This is a genomic window from Ochrobactrum sp. AN78 (assembly GCF_029909885.1).
Taxonomy (GTDB): domain Bacteria; phylum Pseudomonadota; class Alphaproteobacteria; order Rhizobiales; family Rhizobiaceae; genus Brucella; species Brucella quorumnocens.
In genome coordinates, this window is record NZ_JASAMU010000012.1 from 1 (window position 1) to 18,399 (window position 18,399).

Sequence of the window (18,399 nt, forward strand, 5' to 3'; positions counted from 1 at the left end):
CGTTTGAACTCTTCTGTAAATTCTCGCTGCTTCAATTCTAACTCTCCTGTCACTTTTATTTAACAGAAGCCCTCCACTTTTGAAGGGGAAGTCCATAAAGCGCCGGTTTTCCATCGGGATTGCCAGATGCTTCCCAGTAAATCTCATTGCTGTGCGATACGGCAAGAAGGCCGCTGTCGAAGGGGTGGTATTGGGAATAGGACATCGGCGCTCCGGCTATAAAACCGGGCATAAAAAACCTCACCCGGTGGGATTCCGGGTGAGGCTTCTCATAAAAATATCAATTGCTTATGACAGCGTTCCGGCAAGTGCCTTCTGGATCAGAGCGCGGGTTTCGTCGATACCATAAAGAGCGACGAAAGAACCAAAGCGAGGGCCGCGTTCCTGGCCGATCAGTACTTCATAGAGCATCTGGAAGAAGGAAACCGATACGCCGGGACCACCTTCAGGGCTCTTCTTGGTGTGATCCTGATATCGTTCGATTGCGCGAGCCACGTCCAGAATAGCATTCTGAATGTCATTGCCATCGGTGCCAGCAGGAAGAGTTGAGAGTTTCTCATCCAGCGCTGCAAGTGCTGCTCGTTCCACATCGTCCGGTGCGCGGAACTGCTTGGTCGGCTTGACGAAATCGTTGAAGTAACGGATCGCATAGCCAACGAGCGCGTCGAGTTCCGGATTGTTTTCAGGTGTAACACCCGGCACATGACGCGAGATGAAGCCCCAGAGAACAGCCGGATTTTCGGCATTCGATGCGCTCACCAGATTGAGCATCAGCGCGAATGTAATCGGCAGGTTCACCTTCGGCGGGTTGCCATAATGAATATGCCAGACCGGATTGTTCAGACGGTCTTTCCACTCCTGACGCTCATAAGCAGCGAGATAGGTGAAATACTCGTCCACGGCCTTCGGGATCACGTCGAAATAGAGCTTCTTCGCGGTCTTAGGCTTCTGGAAATTGTAGAGCGCAAGGCTTTCGGTCGGCGCATAGGCCAGCCATTCGTCGATGGCAATACCGTTGCCCTTCGACTTGGAAATCTTCTGGCCAATCTGGTCAAGGAACAGCTCATAGACGAAATGTTCTGGCGCACGACCGCCCAGAATTTCGCAAATGCGGTCGTAAATGCCGGCATTGGTCTGGTGATCCTTGCCGAACATTTCGAAGTCAACACCAAGAGCTGCCCAGCGCATGCCGAAGTCTGGCTTCCATTGCAGTTTCACATTGCCGCCAGTGACAGACAGGGTGGTTTCAACGCCATCTTCATCGTCAAAAGTAACGGTGCCGGCCTTGGCGTCCACGCTCTTCATCGGCACGTAAAGCACGCGACCAGACTTTGGCGAAATCGGCAGGAATGGGCTGTAAGTCGCCTGTCGCTCTTCACCAAGCGTTGGCAGCATGACTTTCATGATGTCGTCAAAACGTTCGACGGCCTTCAGCAGTACCGCATCGAACTTGCCTGACTTGTAATATTCGGTAGCACTTGCAAACTCGTAATCGAAACCGAAGGTATCGAGGAAGCGGCAGAGCATGGCATTGTTATGTTCTGCAAAGCTCTTGTATTCACCACCAAATGGGTTTGGCACAGCAGAAAGCGGTAATTGCAGATAAGGCTCAAGTGCGGACTTGTCTGGCACATTGTCCGGGATCTTACGCATGCCGTCGAGATCGTCGGAGAAGCAGATAAGGCGCGTCTTGACCTTGTCTTCCGTCAAAATGCGAAATGCATGACGCACCATCGAAGTGCGGGCCACTTCGCCAAAGGTGCCGATATGCGGCAGCCCCGATGGGCCGTAACCGGTTTCGAAGATCACCGTTTCCGGCATGCCGGTCTTTGCATAACGCTTCAGGATTTTTTTAGCCTCTTCAAAAGGCCATGCTTTCGCTTCCGCGGCCGCCGCGGTCAGTTCCGGGGTCAGCGTAATGTCGGGAAGGCGATGCGAAGTCATGGTTATATCCTGATATCCTGTGAAGGGCTTTATTCGTTGAAAACGGTGTATGTATACACGCTTATGCTCTATGGCGCGCCCCGGCGCGCGCGTCAATCTTTGCTAACCTTATTGCTACCGAATTTCCTTGCGCAAGTGTGATAGGCTTCCTACGTTTCCCGTCGATTGACCTTAAGTTTTGATTCCGATCGCATGGTGCAGGAGCATTTGATGAACAAGATTTCACCGCAGGACGCTCTCGTCTACATCATGGTGACGACATCCGCAGCCGATACGGCGATGACTGACGCAGAGCTTGCTTCCATCGGCAATACGGTTTCGCGCTTGCCAGTATTCCAGGGGTTTGACTCCAAACACCTGCCGAAACTTGCAAGTGATTGCTACGCGCTTTTGGCCGATGAAGACGGCTTGGAAAAAATTCTCGATCTTGCGCATGAGGTACTGCCTGAAAGGCTTTATGAGACGGCTTATGCATTAGCCGTTGAGGTGGCCGCCGCCGATCTTCATGTGGAGCAGGAAGAACTGGAGTTTCTTCAGATGCTGCGTGATCGCTGGGATCTTGACGAATTGACGGTTGCGGCAATTGAACGTTCTGCGCGTGTGCGTTTCCGCAAACTCGATCCGGCAGTCTAACTCAGGCTCTATGCGCCGCCGATTTGTGTGGCGAAGCGCTTGCGATATTCAGCGGGCGTTACGCCGACATGGCGGACAAAGGCGCGGCGAAATGTGTCCGCGTCTGAAAATCCGCAATGGGCCGCAACCTGTTTTGGGGCTTCATGTCCCAGTTCCAGAAGCTTTCTTGCTGTGTTCACGCGAGCCTCTTCAACCCATATTGCGGGTGTGACACCGACTTCGCTGCGAAACAGTCGCGAGAAATGGCGGGGGCTCAGGTCCATCCGCCCTGCAAGGCTGGCGACACTATGATCAAGCGCGGGATTGGCGGCGACCCAGCGCTGAAGCTCTTGCAACGCGCCGCGACCCGCCGGAACCGCTTCGCCTTTCCGGCTGAATTGCATCTGACCGCCAGGGCGCTTGAAAAACATCACCAGCTGGCCTGCAACACGCATAGCGATCTCGCGGCCAATATCTTCTTCAACAAGCGCCAGCGCGAGATCAAGGCCTGCTGTCACGCCTGCCGCCGTGCGTACGGGTCCGTCACTCACCTGTATGGAATCTTCATCGACATGGATTTGCGGATATTGGCTTGCAAGCATTTGTGCAACGGCCCAGTGCGTGGTGACGCGCCGTCCGTCGAGAAGCCCTGCCGCTGCCAGAAAGAAAGCGCCGCTGCAAACTGAACCATAGCGCCGAGTTTTCGGTGCATTGAGGCGCAACCAGTTTATAATGGACTTGTTAACCGGGCGCTCAGTGATATTGGGGCAACCGGCAACAAGAAGAGTATCTATGGGTTCGTTTGGCGCGTCATCGATTACCCAATCCGGTAATAGTTTTACCCCTGATGAACTGCGCAGTGGGCCGGGCGTACTTGCTGCGACCGCAAGCTTATAAACCTCGCGTCCTGCCTGCGCATTGGCTTCCGCAAAGACGTCGAGCGGACCGGATACATCGAGCAACTGGACACCAGGCAGTGCAATCATAACTATGTTTTTTGTCTTAGCTGGCGCTGGCGTCCGCATTTATCTCTATTTGTCCGAATTTAAAGTGTAGCGACGATTGCAGACAAAATAGACCAATTCTATCCTCCTGACCAGTAGCAACCCTCAAGACAACAGGAGAAACCAATGTCCTCTATCGATAAGGGCGCAGCGATCCCGGATAGTAAGCTGGCGAGGGCGATCACAGATTACATCCGCGACACTGAAACAGACCTTCTGTTTAATCATTCCAGCCGTGTCTATCATTTTGGTGCACTGGCTGGCCTCCAGCGCGGACTGAAGTTCGACCATGAATTGCTCTATGCCGGGGCGATGTTCCACGATATCGGCCTCATGCCGAGCCACAGCAGTGACCATGAGCGTTTTGAGGTTGATGGCGCCCATGCTGCGCGTGATTTCCTGCGTAGTCACGGCATTTCAGATGAAGATGCCTATACCGTCTGGACGGCCATCGCGCTTCACACGACACCGGGCGTGCCGCAGCATATGCACCCAGTCGTGGCGCTTGTAACCGCTGGCGTTGAGATGGATGTGTTGGGACTGACCTATGACCAATACACGGATGCCGAACGTGAGGCCGTGGTCAAAGCGTTTCCGCGCTCGCCGAAGTTCAAGGAAGATATCATTCAAGCCTTCTATGACGGCATAAAGCTCAAGCCGGATACGACTTTCGGCAACGTCAAGGCTGATGTCATCGCCGATAAAGAACCGCATTTTCATCGCGGAAATTTCTGTAGCGTTATCCGCTGCTCACACTGGCACGGTTAGCCTATCAGCCAATAAGCAAGAGCGCCCCCATTGGGAGGCGCTCTGTTTGTTTTAGAGCGCCGTGCACCCTCTTGGGCGCACAAAGGTCGCTCTAACGCTTTATATTTACAGCATAATTTTAACTTAAACTGATTCAAGTTTAAGGAATTATGCTGTAGCCGAATTTTCAGCAAACGACCGGAAGCCGTCGAGCTTTGCGCCATTCGATCGCGGTCCGCATCAGGTGGGCAGCATCCGCGAATGTTGCGTTTTCCTTCCAACGCTCCGTGTGGATAAGATTGGACGGAATGATGTCCTTCAATGCTTCAAGCGTATGACGAGGCACTGTGTCGGTACAGCTCCACAAGCGTCGGAAAACGACACTTATACGCGTGACCTTACCGTTGATTGCTACGACTGGTTCTGCTGTTTCCAGGTTCCAGTGCTCATAAGCATCGACTGCGTCCTGAAATGCGTGATGCAAATAGATCGGTGCGTGACCGTCATGAAGTGGGGGCAGCAAACTAGACATTTCTGTTTCCTCTCTTCCAATGGTGGTTCAGCTTCAGGCATTTACGGAAACTTCGATACAGGACTCCGCAAATGCGGTTCAAGAAGAGCTGATATTGGCTCTTCATGCATGTGCCGTATCAGTATTCTCCTCACGAAATACGACAACACATAATTAACCATGATCTATGGAAGAGTGGGTGTTTGGCAAGGAGAAAATTTCTTTAAATGTGCTGAAAGGGGAAAATCAGTTCAGCTGCAAGCAAGGTATTTGAGCTGCATATACGCACAAACTTTAGGAATTTTTTGCGGCTTCCGAATTAGGGTTCACTCTGAAAAAGAGGAACAGTTTTCGATATTTATTGCCATGGTGACAGAATTTGCCCTGCAATTAATTCAAGGCCAGTGTAGACAAGAAAAACGGGAATTGAATTTCAGAGGCAGTGGCATGGCTCGGTTTATTGCATCGCGCAGAGCATTTCTGGTTGGCTCAACTTCGCTGGTGGCTCTGCCGCTTTTAGCGCGATGGGCGGCGGCGGAAGACAAGGCGCAAAAGGGTGGGCGGCTGGTTGTTGCTGCGGATTCTGAACCGCGTAATCTCAACCCGGCTATCGTCGCTTCGAACGGTGTCTTTTTCGTTGCAAGCAAAGTGATAGAGCCACTCGCCGAAGCTTCTTTCGATGGTGAGAATGGTCTTGAGCCACGCCTCGCAACCAGCTGGAAAGGTTCTGACGATGGGCTGACCGCCACCTTCCATTTACGAGAAGGTGTAAAGTGGCATGATGATACGCCTTTCACATCCGCAGACGTCGCTTTTTCTGCGATGGAAGTCTGGAAGCCGTTACAAAACCTCGGACGTGTCGTGTTCAAGACGCTCGAAAAAGTTGAAACACCGGACGAGCATACGGCTGTTTTCCATTTCAGTGAGCCAACCCCCTTCCAGCTTATCCGCAATGCGCTGCCTGCGCTGACTGCGGTTCTACCGAAACATGTTTTTGAGGGCACTGACATTGCTGCCAACCCCGCCAATGAAAAACTCATCGGCACTGGACCTTTCAAATATGCCGAACACAAGACCGGTGAATATTATCGGCTTGCGAAGAATGAGAATTACTGGGGTGAGGGTGAGCCTTATCTTGATGAAATCATCTATCGTGTGCTGCCGGACCGTGCAGCAGCAGCTGGAGCGCTGGAAGCGGAAGAGATCGACCTGGCAGCATTTTCTGCTGTCCCTCTCGCTGACCTCGACCGTATCTCAAAAGTACCGGGGCTGACGGTTGTTTCCAAAGGTTATGAGGCGCTTACCTATCAGCTGGTGGTGGAGATCAATCATCGACGCAAAGAACTGGCAGACCTCAAGGTGCGGCAGGCAATAGCCCATGCCATTGATCGCGATTTTGTGGTGAAGACCATTTTTCTTGGCTATGCCAAGTCTTCGACCGGACCTGTTCCGCAATATGACAGCCAGTTTTATACTGGCGATGTCGCTGCTTATCCCTTCGATGTGGAGAAGGCGAACAAGCTTCTGGACGAGGCTGGCTACAAGCGCGGCAATGATGGCACGCGCTTTGCACTGAAACTGCTGCCAGCTCCTTATTTCAATGAAACCAAGCAGTTCGGCGATTATCTGCGGCAAGCGCTTGCGGTTATCGGAATTGATGCGCGTATCGTCAACAATGATTCAGCCGCACATCAGAAGGCGGTTTATACGGATCATGATTTTGATCTCGCAATCGCGCCAACTGTTTATCGCGGTGATCCTGCTATTTCGACCACCATTCTGGTTGAAGGTGGAATTCCTGCGGGCGTTCCGTTCTCCAATCAGGGCGGTTATGCCAATGCAGAACTGGACGCGGTGATTGCCAAAGCCGCGCATGAAATCGATGAAAAGAAGCGTACTGCGCTTTATCATCAATTCCAGCAATTGGTGGAGGCCGATCTGCCACTCATCAACGCGGCCGAATGGGGCTTCATTACAGTTGCCAATGAACGCGTGAAAAACGTCTCCAACAATCCACGCTGGGCAGTCTCTAACTGGGCAGATATCTGGATTGCACAGTGACGAACTGTAAGGTTGATAGTATCGTCTGGTCGTGACGCAGATTCTTGCTCTTTTCAGGAAACGATTGATCGGCAGCATATTCGTGCTGCTGATTGTTATCATTGGTTGTTTTCTGATGCTGGAAACAGCTCCCGGCGACGCTGTGGATGCTTATGCCGTCAGTTTTGGCGGCGATGCTGCAGCTATTGCCGAAATGCGCGCACGCTGGGGGCTGGATCAGTCAATCTGGCACCGGCTTGGCGCTTATCTTGCCTCCCTTGTTCAAGGCAATCTTGGGTGGTCCGTCAGTTTTAATCGCCCCATTCTCAACGTGATCTTTGAGCGTTTGCCCAACACATTGTTGCTCATGGGTGCTGCGACTGCGCTGTCTTTTGCCGTCGGGTCAGCTTTGGGTATTGTGGCCGGTGCAAAGCCCGGCAGCTTCCGCGACCGTTTTCTGTCCGTCGCCTCGCTTGTACTTTATGCCATTCCCGGCTTCTGGTTAGCATTGGTGTTGGTGATCCTCTTTTCGATCCGGTTGCGCTGGCTGCCGTCAAGCGGGATCGAAACCATTGCGTCCGGTAAAGAAGGATGGGCTCGCGCCATCGATATAGCGCGCCATTTAGTGCTGCCGGTTGTGTCGCTGGCGCTGATCTATCTGGCGCTTTATCTCCGTGTCATGCGTGCTTCGATGGCCGATATCTGGCGCATGGATTTTGTCCGTGCGTTGAAAGCGCGCGGTATCTCGCGCCCACGCATTGTGTTGCGGCACGTGGCGCGCAATGCATTGCTGCCGCTTGTGACCATGCTTGGGCTGCAAGCTGCCTCCATGCTTGGCGGGAGTGTTGTGATCGAAAGCGTCTTTGCCGTGCCTGGTCTTGGACGGCTGGCTCAAGAGGCTGTGGCAAGCCGTGACACGCCGTTGCTGCTCGGCGTCATTCTGACAAGTGCAATCATGGTCATCTTCGTCAACTTCATTGTTGATCTTCTCTATCTCTGGCTCGATCCGCGGATTGCTACGGGAGAGGCGCGATCATGAGCGGGTTCAAACGCTATTTCGGAACTGGCGAGGGCATTGCGGGTGCGATTATTCTGCTTGTGTTGATTACCGCAGCTCTCTTCGCGCCCATGCTCTTTCCCGGTGATCCACTGCGCATTGTTGCAACACCTTTGCTTGCCCCCTTCGACAATGCGTCTTTTCCGCTTGGAACAGACCGGCTGGGTCGCGATGTGCTGGCCGAGCTCTTTCATGCAAGTCGCACATCGCTGATCGTGGGCCTTGCCGCCGCTACCGCTTCCATCTTGATAGGAAGCATCGTCGGTACGTTGGCGGGGTTCGCTGGCGGACTGGTTGATGAAGTGCTGATGCGAATAACGGAAGCTTTTCAGACCGTACCGGGCTTTCTCCTAGCGCTTGCTTTGGTCAGCATTGCCGGACCGTCGCTTCCAGTATTGGTTGCTGCAATCGCCCTGTCGAGCTGGACGCAGGCGGCACGTCTTACACGTGGGCAGGTGCTGTCTATCCGCGAGCGCGACTATGTCGCGTCTGCTCGCGTTATTGGAATGCATCCGCTGGAGATTGCTTTCCGGCAGATATTGCCCAATGCATTGCCGCCAGTTTTGGCGCTTGTGCCGGTTATTGTTGCATCCGCTATTCTGATTGAAGCCGCATTGTCATTTCTCGGATTGGGTGATCCCAATCGTGTGACATGGGGCGGCATGATCGCTGAAGGGCGCACGGTCCTGCGTTCTGCACCGTGGCTGTCGATCTTACCGGGGCTGGCATTGGCGCTTACTGTTGTCGGCGTTTACCTCGCAGGCGAGGGGATTACGAATACGACTGCACGACGAGAGATGCAATCATGAGCCTTCTCGTTCAGCTTGAAAATTTCAGCGTTCACTATGGTCGGGATGCGGCTCTGCACGATGTTGCTCTGGATATAAAAGCCGGAGAAATCCTCGCTATTATTGGTGAAAGCGGCTCCGGCAAGAGCACTCTGGCGCTGGCAATAGCCGATCTTCTGCCTGTCAATGCTACGGTGTCAGGATACATCAATTGGCGAGATGGGCAGCCGAAGCCGGGCCGCGATATCGGGTTTGTATTTCAAGACCCAGCTTCGAGCTTCGATCCGCTGATGCGTGTTGGCGCGCAACTGGTTGAGACAATCCGCGCCCACGAAAAGGTCGACGGAAAAGCGGCAAAACGCAAAGCGATCAGGCTTTTAGAACGGGTTCATATTCTCGAACCGGAAGACAGTTTCTTGCGATATCCGCATCAGTTTTCTGGTGGTCAGAAGCAGCGCATCGCCATAGCTCTTGCCATCGCTGCAAATCCGCGTGTGTTGATTGCCGATGAGCCGACAAGTGCGCTCGATACAATCGTGCAGAAGGAAATCGTGACGCTCCTGCGCGAACTGGTGCGCGCAGATGGCATGACGTTGATTTTCATCACGCATGACATTGCACTGGCCTCAAATCTGGCAGATCGCATTGCCGTATTTCATCGTGGTGAGCTTTTGGAATGCAGCACCGCGCGCGAGATTATTGGCAATCCACAAAGCGACTATACGAAGGCGCTCATCAGTGCCGTTCCCACGCTGGAGCCAATTCATGGATAAGGCTCTGCTGCAGGCAAGCGAACTCAGTGTGCGCTACGGCGATAAGCTCGCACTTGAACGGGTAAGCCTTGAAATCTTCCAAGGTGAAACGCTGGCGCTCGTTGGTCCTTCGGGCAGCGGAAAATCTACGCTTGCGCGCGCATTGTTGCGACTACATACGCTTGATACAGGATCAATCCATTTCGAGGGCGAAGATTGGCTCAGACCACAAGGTTCGGTTCTTCGCAGGCGTCGCGCACGCTTACAGATGGTATTTCAGGATCCGCTTTCCGCATTCAATCCGCGTGCGACTGTGCATGAAGTGCTTCGGGAGCCGCTGCGTATTCACGGGCTGAAACGCGATATTGCCGAGCTTATGCAGAAGGTCGGCCTTGATCCCAAACTGGCGACACGCGGTGTGCATGAGATTTCCGGCGGTCAGCGTCAGCGGGTCGCAATAGCACGTGCACTTGCCACATCGCCATCGCTCATCGTTCTGGATGAAGCTGTCTCGGCACTTGATGTGACGGTGCGTGGTGCAATTCTGAAATTGTTGCAGGAGATACAGAAGGCCGAAGGCACGGCCTATCTGTTCATCACGCATGATCTGGCGGTTGCTGCACAAATGGCGGACCGCATTGCGGTGATGGAGCGCGGGCGGATTGTTGAATGTCGCCCGACGCAGGAGCTGATCGCAGCGCCGCAAGCGCCTGTTACAAAGGCACTTATCGAAGCTGTTCCGAGGATTCTGGTTTAGACCTTCCCAAGCTCGATCGAACGCTTGCGCGCGGCGTCAACGGCCTCGGCAACCAGATTCTTGAGGCGATCTTCTCCCATCAAAATGTCCAGTGCAGCTGCAGTGGTACCTTTGGGGCTTGTCACCTGTTCGCGCAGTTTTGTCGGGCTGTCGTTGCTTGCAGATGCAAGTGCACCGGCGCCCATCACAGTTTGCATCGCAAGCAATGCAGCGGTTTCACGCGGAAGACCAGCGGTGACGCCGGCATCGGTCAGGGCTTCAATGAAATGGAACACATAAGCAGGGCCGGAGCCGGAAACAGCGGTCACCGCATCCATCTGCGCTTCATCATCGATGCTTGTCACCTTGCCGGATGTCTTGAGAAGGCTTTTTACAAAAGCCGCATCATCCTCACTCACATTGGCGTTCTTGTAGGTCACAAGCATGCCCTTGCCGATTGCAGCCGGTGTATTGGGCATGCAGCGCATGATCCGGGCGTCACCGCCAAGATGCTGTTCAAAGAATGAAACCGGGATGCCTGCTGCCACGCTGACAAAGGTCGCGTTCGGTGCAAAACGCTTATAAGCAGGCAATACGTCGCCCATGACCTGTGGTTTGACCGCAATGAGGATCATACGCGGGTTCAGATCATCGGACAGGGAGTCCGCACTCGAGCAGGCATTAACTCCAGCGCCAGCCGCGCGGCTCTGAAGTGCCTCTGATGGTTCGACAACATGCACATTCTCGGATTGCAAAATGCCGCTGTCGAGCCAGCCTTTCAGCATGGCGAAACCCATATTGCCGCAACCAACGAGAATAACTGTATCTTGCATGAGAATGTTCCGCCTTCATGAATCGAGTGTTGAAGCACTGTCGTTTATTGTGTCCGGTATAGCCTTCCGTAGACACAAATCGCAAGGCTGGATGGCAAAAAGTCCGAAGGGTGATACGGCTTTATCAGTCCAAACTTGGGAGAAATTCGTTGTTGAATATAAGTGGTTTTATAGATAACTCTCGTTTCTGAGATTGAACATTGACTGATAATTCTATTGTAAAACATCGCTTTAAAAGGTGAAGCAAATGCTTGGAAGAGCTTTCCATATCGTGCGTGTCGCTGCGATTGCGGCAGGTGTCATGGTTGCCGGTATCATGGCTGCAGGTGCAGCAGCTGCTGAAAAACCTACCGGTCCCAAATGGGGTGTTGAAGAAATCAGCAAACTGTCTGATGCCGATCTTGTGGTTTCGTCACCTGCGGGAAAAGCCTTTATGGACAAGCTGGCTCCAGATCACGAAAAGGCTTGTGGCAAACCAGACGAAAATCGCCCTGATTTTGATGAGTTCTGCTCATGGGCCTTTAATAATGATGAGGCAGATTTTGATATCCTGCTTGGTATCAAAGACAACAAGATTGTCAGCTTTGTAGCATCCTCTGTGCCTGAAAAGAGCGATGTCTGGCTGTGTGAAAAGACGCAGAAGGACATTCCTGAAAGCGATTTGCAGACCTGTAATGTTCGCTCTGCCGATGAAAAGAGTCGCACGCATTGGTCAGCAAGCTGGGAAAGCTTCCTGAACTCGATCAACTAAACCCTTGGGTCGTTGATGGTTATATTGAGCGACGCTGACGCAAGTTAGCGTCGCTCTCAATTTATAATTTTGCTGTGATTTATTGATTGCTTACTTTTTCTGTTCCAAGATGCTGAGCAAATAGCATTGAGGGGAACAATGGATCCGGCCTTAACGACTGGCGTGCCGCCTGCGGAAGCATTTACCCATGTCCGCATCATCATCGGCATCATTCTTGGTCTTTGCGTATCACGCCTTCTGACGGGCTTTGCGCGGTTTATCCAGCATCCGGGGAAGCAGAAAATCTATCCGGTTCATCTGGCGTGGGTGGCCTTCATTCTGCTTTCGGTCATCCATTTCTGGTGGTTCGAGTTCAGTCTGAGAACCATTCATCTTTGGACATTCGAGAAATATTTCTTCGTGATCTTCTACGCTGGGCTTTATTTCCTGCTGTGCACGCTGCTCTTTCCGGACAGCATGGAGGAATATACAGGCTATCGGGATTACTTTATTTCTCGGCGCAAATGGTTCTTCGGCATTCTCGCACTGGTTTATGTCGCCGACGTCGTCGACACCCTTCTCAAGGGGATGGAACATTATCAGCTTTACGGGATCGAGTATCCTATTCGCGTGGGTGCGCTGATTGCGGGAAGTCTTATCGCGATGTTCACCGATAATCGGCGCTATCATGCGATATTCGTGACCGTCGCACTCCTATATGAAATAGCCTTCACACTAAGGCATTTTGCGACTTTATCCTGAAACTTCAGCTTTCGAGATTGTCATATCCATTGATGACGCTTATTGGCATGTCTGCTGGATAAAGGCGATGTATCCCAAGGCATCGCTTGTCTAGAGCGCTTGTCGGTCTGAACGGAACAGACCAGCGCTCTAATTATTTGATTGAAGCGTATCTTATCCGAAAACCGTTTCGCACCTTTCGGGATACGCTCTTAAACGGAGCATTCGATATGGCCCAATTGATCGATGGCAAGAAGCTCGCCGAAGATGTGGTTTCCACGGTAAAGCGTGAGACCGAAAAGCTCGTTAGTGCGACCGGGGTTGTACCTGGCATTGCAGTGGTGATTGTCGGCGAAGACCCGGCAAGCCAGGTCTATGTTGCCTCGAAGGGCAAAAAGGCCAAGGAATGCGGTTTTGTATCCGTTCAGCATGATTTGGCTGAAGATGCAACTGAAGTCGAACTTCTCGATCTGATCGACAGCCTCAACAATGATCCGGCCATCCACGGTATTCTGGTGCAGCTTCCGCTGCCAAAGCACATCGATTCAGGTCGTGTGATCCAGACTATTTCGCCGGAAAAGGACGTCGACGGCTTCCATTTCATCAATGTAGGCAAGCTTGGCACAGGTGAGCTGGATACAGCTTTTGTTCCATGCACTCCGGCTGGCGCAATGATCATGATCGAGCGTGTTCATGGCCGCGATTTGTCGGGCCTGAATGCCGTTGTGATTGGTCGTTCCAACATCGTCGGCAAGCCGATGTTCAATCTGCTGTTGGCAGCAAATGCGAGTGTGACCGTTGCTCATAGCCGTACCAAGGACCTGCCTGCGATTGCGCGCACTGCCGATATCCTGGTTGCCGCTGTCGGTCGCCCGCAGATGGTAAAAGGCGATTGGGTCAAGCCCGGCGCGACAGTAATTGATGTGGGTATCAACCGCATTCCTGCGCCTGAAAAGGGTGAAGGCAAAACACGTCTAGTTGGCGATGTTGATTTTGCAGATGCGGAAAAATTGGCCGGTGCCATCACGCCGGTTCCCGGTGGCGTTGGTCCGATGACCATTGCCATGCTTATGGCAAATACACTGACAGCTGCCTGCCGCAGTGTTGACTTCGAAAAGCCAGTATTTTGACACAATTTAAAGGCGTTTTTTGCGCCTTTTCTTGCGTAATTGTTCAGTTTGAGAGGCAAGGCGGCTTAAAAAACCGCTTTGCCTTGTTTCATTGGCGTCATCTTTCAGAAGACGGAAGCACCTTCATCGGCACGGCCAGCAATCTGACGGAAGGCGCGGAAGAGTTCACGCCCCATTCCGTGCTCGTTGCCCGAAAGGTCCGGGCGCTGTTCGCTGCGCTCAGCAAGAAGAGCATCATTGATAAGCACTTCCAGCGTTCCATTCACCGCATCAAGCCGCACAATATCGCCGTTGCGGATTTTACCGATTGCACCGCCGTCGAGGGCTTCCGGGGTCACGTGGATTGCGGAAGGTACTTTGCCGGATGCGCCAGAAAGACGCCCATCAGTAACGAGTGCTACCCGCTGACCACGATCCTGCAAAATGCCAAGCACGGTCATCAACTTGTGCAGTTCCGGCATACCATTGGCTTTCGGTCCCTGATAGCGGACAACTGCGATGAAATCGCCGGTGAGATCGCCCGCCTTGAATGCGGCCTGCAATTCCGACTGATCATTGAAGACTTTTGCAGGTGCTTCAATAACATGGCGTTCGGGCTTCACGGCTGAAACCTTGATGATCGCGTTGCCGATATTGCCAGTCAAAACCTTGATGCCGCCTGACGGCTGGAACGGCGAATGGATCTTCGCCAGAACCTTGTCGTCACCGCTTTTTTCAGGCACCGGCTCGCGCACGACATTGCCATCGGCACCGAGCTTGGGTTCGATCGCGTATGGTCGCAATCCTTCGCCCCAGACTGTGCGGACATCTTCGTGCAGAATGCCGCCGTCAAGCAGCTCACGGATCAGGAAGCCCATACCGCCTGCAGCATGGAAATGGTTTACATCGGCAAGTCCATTTGGATAAACGCGGGCCAGCAAAGGCACTACGTCAGAAATCTCCGAAATATCCTGCCATGTGAGCTTAATGCCTGCCGCAGCCGCCATGGCGATCAGGTGAATCGTATGATTGGTCGAGCCGCCTGTGGCGTTCAACCCAATGATACCGTTCACAAAAGAGCGCTCATCGAGCATCTCACCGACTGGTGTATATTCGTTGCCGCATGCGGTGATCGCCAGCGCGCGTTTGGCCGCTTCGCGGGTAAGGGCGTCACGCAAAGGTGTGCCCGGATTGATGAAGGATGAACCGGGCAAATGTAGCCCCATGATTTCCATCAGCATCTGGTTGGAGTTTGCCGTGCCATAGAATGTACAGGTGCCCGGACCGTGGTAGGATTTCGATTCAGAGATCAGCAATTCCGCACGCCCAACCTTGCCTTCGGCATAAAGCTGACGGGTCTTGGCTTTCTCATCGTTCGGCAAGCCGCTCGTCATGGGACCAGCCGGAATGAACACCGCAGGCAGATGCCCGAACGTCAGGGCGCCGATGATTAGTCCCGGCACGATCTTGTCGCATACGCCGAGGTAGACGGCAGCATCGAACATATCGTGCGAGAGGCCAACGGCTGCGGCCATGGCGATCACTTCGCGTGAGAACAGCGAAAGTTCCATGCCAGCGAAACCTTGTGTGACGCCGTCGCACATTGCTGGCACACCACCTGCGACCTGTGCCACACCGCCAGCTTCACGGGCAGCCTTGCGGATCAGCTCAGGATAGGTCTCAAACGGCTGATGCGCCGAGAGCATGTCATTATAAGCGGTGATAATGCCCAAATTGGGCACGACATCGGCGGTGAGTGCCGCCTTGTCATTCGGGCCGCAGGCTGCAAAACCATGAGCGAGATTGGCACATCCAAGCACAGCGCGATGCGGTTTCTTGGATGCAGCCTCGCGGACGCGTCCAAGATATGCCTCGCGGCTTGGTTTCGAGCGCTCAACGATGCGCTCGGTAATTTCCTTGATGCGGATATGTGCAGTCTGCGTCGTCATGGGTATCACCTGCTAAAATAGTGCGAGGTTTGCCTGTGGTTTATTCCAATAGAGCGCCGTGCGCCTTCTTGGGCGCACAAAGGTCGCTCTAACACTCTATATTTACAGCATAGTTTTACCTTAAACTGATTCAGGTTTAAGGAATTATGCTGTAGCCCGAATGCAAACTGCTGCGTTCTTAACTGGAACTGATCTAACTGGTCCAGTAAAGCTGGATCGGCTTGCGGGCATGGCGGAAGACCGCTCGCACTGGCATTTCAGTCTCGTCATCGCCAGCCAGCGCTTGCTCAAGTGTCGCCTGCTTGGCAGCACCTTCAATGTGCAGAACCAGCATATCGGCTTCAGCGAGCAATGGCAGCGTAAGGGTCAGGCGCTTCTCGCCAGCACCTTCGGCATGGATTGGCAGAACAACGGCCTTTGTTGTCGGATCAATCGCCTGATCGAGCCTGTCGGCATTAGGGAAGAACGATGCCGTGTGGCCATCATTACCCATGCCGAGCACAACGACGTCAAAAGGACGGCGCAGTGCATCGATACGATTGGCGGCAGCAAGAGCTGCAGTTTCAGCTGTTGCGGCCGGATTATAAAGACCGACGAACTTCGCAACACCTGCATGATCGCGCAATAGATGATCGCGCACCAGCTTTTCGTTTGAACGTTCGTTTGTTGGGGGTACGAAACGCTCATCGACAAGCGTGATTGTGACAAGCGTCCAGTCGATCATCTTGCGCGATAGGATGTCAAACAGCTTGAGCGGCGTTGTGCCGCCGGAAACAGCGAGTGTCGCTTGCCCCCGCTCAGCGATAGCGGCAGCCAGCTTGTTCGCAATCGCTTCAGAAAGAGACTGTGCCAGTTCCGTTCCGCTGGTGAAATCGTGCCGTTCGATGCTCATGCCATACCTTTCAAGTCAGGACAGTCCAGAGCGAGCACCCCTTGTCGGGTATTCGCGCTCGCTCTTTCTTTTTTGGCACAAAGACTGATCCGGAATTTTCTGTCAACGTTTCTTCCGGGTTTGGGGGTCTCGTGCGTAGAACGGTTCCAGTTAAGATTGAATCGTTGGAACCGCTCTAACTATTGGCTTTGACGCATTATCCGGCGCTAGAGCGTGTCGCACTTAATCGCACCTATGACGCTCGCTCTAGATTCTTTTAACTGTCGCATGTTCGCGGGAGCTCAAATGAATCCATTTGAGCGCGACATGCTTTAGAGACTTTCGTGCCAGGTCCGTCCATCGCGCTCGATAAGAGCGATGGAAGACGATGGGCCCCATGTACCTGACGTGTAACCCTGAACCTGCTGGTTGTTCAATTCCCATCCCTGAAGGATCGGATCAACCCAGCGCCATGCAGCTTCCACTTCATCGCGGCGCATGAACAGTGTCTGATTGCCTCGGACAACGTCCATAATTAGGCGTTCATAAGCATCCGGGTTGCGTTCGCTGAACGATTCCGCAAAGCTCATGTCCAATGGAACGTGACGCAGGCGCATTCCGCCCGGACCCGGATCCTTAATCATCAGCCACTGCTTCACGCCTTCATCAGGCTGCAAACGAATGACGAGCTGGTTGGCCACAACCTTACCAGCATTTTCACCGAAGATCGAATGCGGGATCGGCTTAAAAGTGACGACGATTTCCGACACGCGGGTGGCAAGACGCTTGCCGGTGCGCAGGTAGAAAGGAACGCCTGCCCAACGCCAGTTGTCGATTTCTGCCTTGAGCGCCACGAAGGTTTCCGTGTTGCTGGTGTCGCTGCCGAGATCTTCCAGATAACCCTTGACCGGGCCGCCTGCAGACGCGCCGGCGCGATACTGACCACGAACGGTAACATCTTCAACATTGGCGGTTGTGATTGGCTTCAGCGAGCGAAGCACCTTGACCTTTTCGTCATGCACTGCATCGGCTTCGAGTGACGAAGGCGGTTCCATAGCGACGAGGCAAAGCAACTGGAGAATATGGTTCTGCACCATATCGCGCAGCGCGCCAGCGGTATTGTAATAACCGGCACGACCTTCAAGGCCGACAGCTTCAGCAACTGTGATCTGCACATGGTCGATATGCGCTGAATTCCAGAGCGGCTCATAGAGTGCATTGGCAAAGCGCAGAGCCATAAGGTTCTGAACGGTTTCCTTGCCGAGATAATGATCGATACGGAAAATCTGATCTTCGCGGAAAACGCTGCCGATCGTGTCGTTAAGCGCATTGGCGGATTCAAGATCGCGACCAATTGGCTTTTCAACGATGATGCGCGTGTCGCGCGTGATCAGGCCGTGCGTCTTGAGGCGGCTGGCAATGTCACCGAACAGAGTCGGGCTTACGGCAAGATAGAAAGCGCGGATCTTCTCTGGCTTTTTGCCAATGGCTTCCTTGAGAGCGGCCCAACCATCTTCAGACTTCGCATCGACTGCAACATAGGTAAGACGCGCAATAAATGCTTCGACTTCCTTGGCGTCGATTTCCGAAGCCTTCACGTGCTCGTTGATCGCATCCCGTGCAAACTTGCGATATTCCTCATCTGTCATAGCGCTACGCGAAGCGCCGATGATGCGTGTCGGCTCACTGAGCTGACCTGCACGCTGACGCTGATACAGCGCAGGAATCAGTTTGCGTTCGGCAAGATCGCCGGAACCGCCGAAAACGATGCAATCGAAGGGCTCTACCGGTATTATCTGGCTGGTCATATATTGCTCTCTTCCACTTCTAACGCAAATCAGTCTGCTACAGCATCGGCCCAAAAATCGGAATCGATTTTTGGAAAGTACGATGCGTAGATTTAATAGTTCAGAGCGTCCTTTATACACCCAAGAGGGCGCACGGCGCTCTAATAGCAGAATGCGATTTTCGTACA

17 protein-coding genes are annotated in these 18,399 nt (G+C 53.2%); 10 read left to right on the top strand and 7 right to left on the bottom strand.

Going from position 1 to position 18,399, the window contains the following annotated elements; all coding sequences use genetic code 11:
* Positions 1-288: 288 nt before the first annotated feature.
* Positions 289-1,944, bottom strand: a complete 1,656-nt coding sequence (locus QBD00_RS18800; protein ID WP_151091629.1) for a lysine--tRNA ligase — start codon at positions 1,942-1,944, stop codon at positions 289-291.
* Between the two features lie 210 nt (positions 1,945-2,154).
* Here QBD00_RS18800 and QBD00_RS18805 point away from each other — a divergent pair, with 210 nt between their 5' ends.
* Positions 2,155-2,577, top strand: coding sequence for a tellurite resistance TerB family protein (locus QBD00_RS18805; protein ID WP_095444582.1), 423 nt, complete (start codon positions 2,155-2,157; stop codon positions 2,575-2,577).
* 8 nt (positions 2,578-2,585) lie between these two features.
* Here QBD00_RS18805 and QBD00_RS18810 read toward each other — a convergent pair whose 3' ends face one another.
* Positions 2,586-3,542: a GlxA family transcriptional regulator gene (locus tag QBD00_RS18810; protein ID WP_318580232.1), complete on the bottom strand. Its 957-nt coding sequence runs from the start codon at positions 3,540-3,542 to the stop codon at positions 2,586-2,588.
* A 144-nt stretch (positions 3,543-3,686) separates the two neighbouring features.
* Between QBD00_RS18810 and QBD00_RS18815 the strand changes: the two genes are divergently transcribed.
* Entirely contained in the window at positions 3,687-4,328 is a 642-nt protein-coding gene (locus tag QBD00_RS18815; RefSeq protein ID WP_318580233.1) for an HD domain-containing protein, read from the top strand.
* Positions 4,329-4,494: 166 nt separating this feature from the next.
* Here QBD00_RS18815 and QBD00_RS18820 read toward each other — a convergent pair whose 3' ends face one another.
* Positions 4,495-4,839 carry a hypothetical protein gene (locus tag QBD00_RS18820; protein ID WP_151091626.1) on the bottom strand — a complete coding sequence of 115 codons (345 nt, stop codon included), beginning with the start codon at positions 4,837-4,839 and terminating at the stop codon, positions 4,495-4,497.
* Positions 4,840-5,265: 426 nt separating this feature from the next.
* Between QBD00_RS18820 and QBD00_RS18825 the strand changes: the two genes are divergently transcribed.
* From QBD00_RS18825 to QBD00_RS18845, 5 genes are read left to right on the top strand one after another with little or no spacing between them, the layout of a single operon-like run.
* Positions 5,266-6,879 (top strand): ABC transporter substrate-binding protein, encoded by a 1,614-nt coding sequence (locus tag QBD00_RS18825; protein ID WP_318580234.1) that lies wholly within the window; start codon positions 5,266-5,268, stop codon positions 6,877-6,879.
* Between the two features lie 31 nt (positions 6,880-6,910).
* Positions 6,911-7,897, top strand: coding sequence for an ABC transporter permease (locus tag QBD00_RS18830; protein ID WP_318580235.1), 987 nt, complete (start codon positions 6,911-6,913; stop codon positions 7,895-7,897).
* Positions 7,894-8,724 carry an ABC transporter permease gene (locus QBD00_RS18835; RefSeq protein WP_318580236.1) on the top strand — a complete coding sequence of 277 codons (831 nt, stop codon included), beginning with the start codon at positions 7,894-7,896 and terminating at the stop codon, positions 8,722-8,724. Before QBD00_RS18830 ends, QBD00_RS18835 begins: the two co-directional genes overlap by 4 nt.
* A complete protein-coding gene (locus QBD00_RS18840; RefSeq protein WP_191792719.1) occupies positions 8,721-9,476 on the top strand; it encodes an ABC transporter ATP-binding protein in 756 nt (251 codons plus the stop codon). The genes QBD00_RS18835 and QBD00_RS18840 overlap by 4 nt, the downstream gene beginning before the upstream one ends.
* A complete protein-coding gene (locus tag QBD00_RS18845; RefSeq protein ID WP_191792720.1) occupies positions 9,469-10,212 on the top strand; it encodes an ABC transporter ATP-binding protein in 744 nt (247 codons plus the stop codon). The genes QBD00_RS18840 and QBD00_RS18845 overlap by 8 nt, the downstream gene beginning before the upstream one ends.
* Here QBD00_RS18845 and proC read toward each other — a convergent pair.
* Complete coding sequence (proC, locus tag QBD00_RS18850; RefSeq protein ID WP_191792721.1) at positions 10,209-11,024, bottom strand: pyrroline-5-carboxylate reductase; 816 nt, start codon at positions 11,022-11,024, stop codon at positions 10,209-10,211. The genes QBD00_RS18845 and proC overlap by 4 nt on opposite strands.
* Before the next feature lie 247 nt (positions 11,025-11,271).
* On the opposite strand from proC, the gene QBD00_RS18855 reads away from it, so the two are divergent.
* The 3 genes from QBD00_RS18855 (at position 11,272) to folD (ending at position 13,625) form a co-directional block, all read left to right on the top strand.
* The gene (locus QBD00_RS18855) at positions 11,272-11,775 is read left to right on the top strand and encodes a hypothetical protein (RefSeq protein ID WP_318580237.1); all 504 of its coding nucleotides are present in this window, start codon (positions 11,272-11,274) and stop codon (positions 11,773-11,775) included.
* A gap of 138 nt (positions 11,776-11,913) precedes the next feature.
* On the top strand, positions 11,914-12,516 hold the full coding sequence (locus QBD00_RS18860) for a hypothetical protein (protein ID WP_191792723.1): 603 nt from the start codon (positions 11,914-11,916) through the stop codon (positions 12,514-12,516).
* 209 nt (positions 12,517-12,725) lie between these two features.
* Positions 12,726-13,625, top strand: a complete 900-nt coding sequence (gene folD, locus QBD00_RS18865) for a bifunctional methylenetetrahydrofolate dehydrogenase/methenyltetrahydrofolate cyclohydrolase FolD (RefSeq protein WP_318580238.1) — start codon at positions 12,726-12,728, stop codon at positions 13,623-13,625.
* A 104-nt stretch (positions 13,626-13,729) separates the two neighbouring features.
* On the opposite strand, the gene edd is transcribed toward folD, so the two are convergent.
* The 3 genes from edd to zwf form a co-directional block, all read right to left on the bottom strand.
* Positions 13,730-15,553 carry a phosphogluconate dehydratase gene (gene edd / locus QBD00_RS18870; RefSeq protein WP_318580239.1) on the bottom strand — a complete coding sequence of 608 codons (1,824 nt, stop codon included), beginning with the start codon at positions 15,551-15,553 and terminating at the stop codon, positions 13,730-13,732.
* Positions 15,554-15,746: 193 nt separating this feature from the next.
* On the bottom strand, positions 15,747-16,445 hold the full coding sequence (gene pgl / locus QBD00_RS18875; protein ID WP_095444568.1) for a 6-phosphogluconolactonase: 699 nt from the start codon (positions 16,443-16,445) through the stop codon (positions 15,747-15,749).
* A 311-nt stretch (positions 16,446-16,756) separates the two neighbouring features.
* Complete coding sequence (gene zwf, locus QBD00_RS18880) at positions 16,757-18,232, bottom strand: glucose-6-phosphate dehydrogenase (protein ID WP_151091614.1); 1,476 nt, start codon at positions 18,230-18,232, stop codon at positions 16,757-16,759.
* Positions 18,233-18,399: the final 167 nt, after the last annotated feature.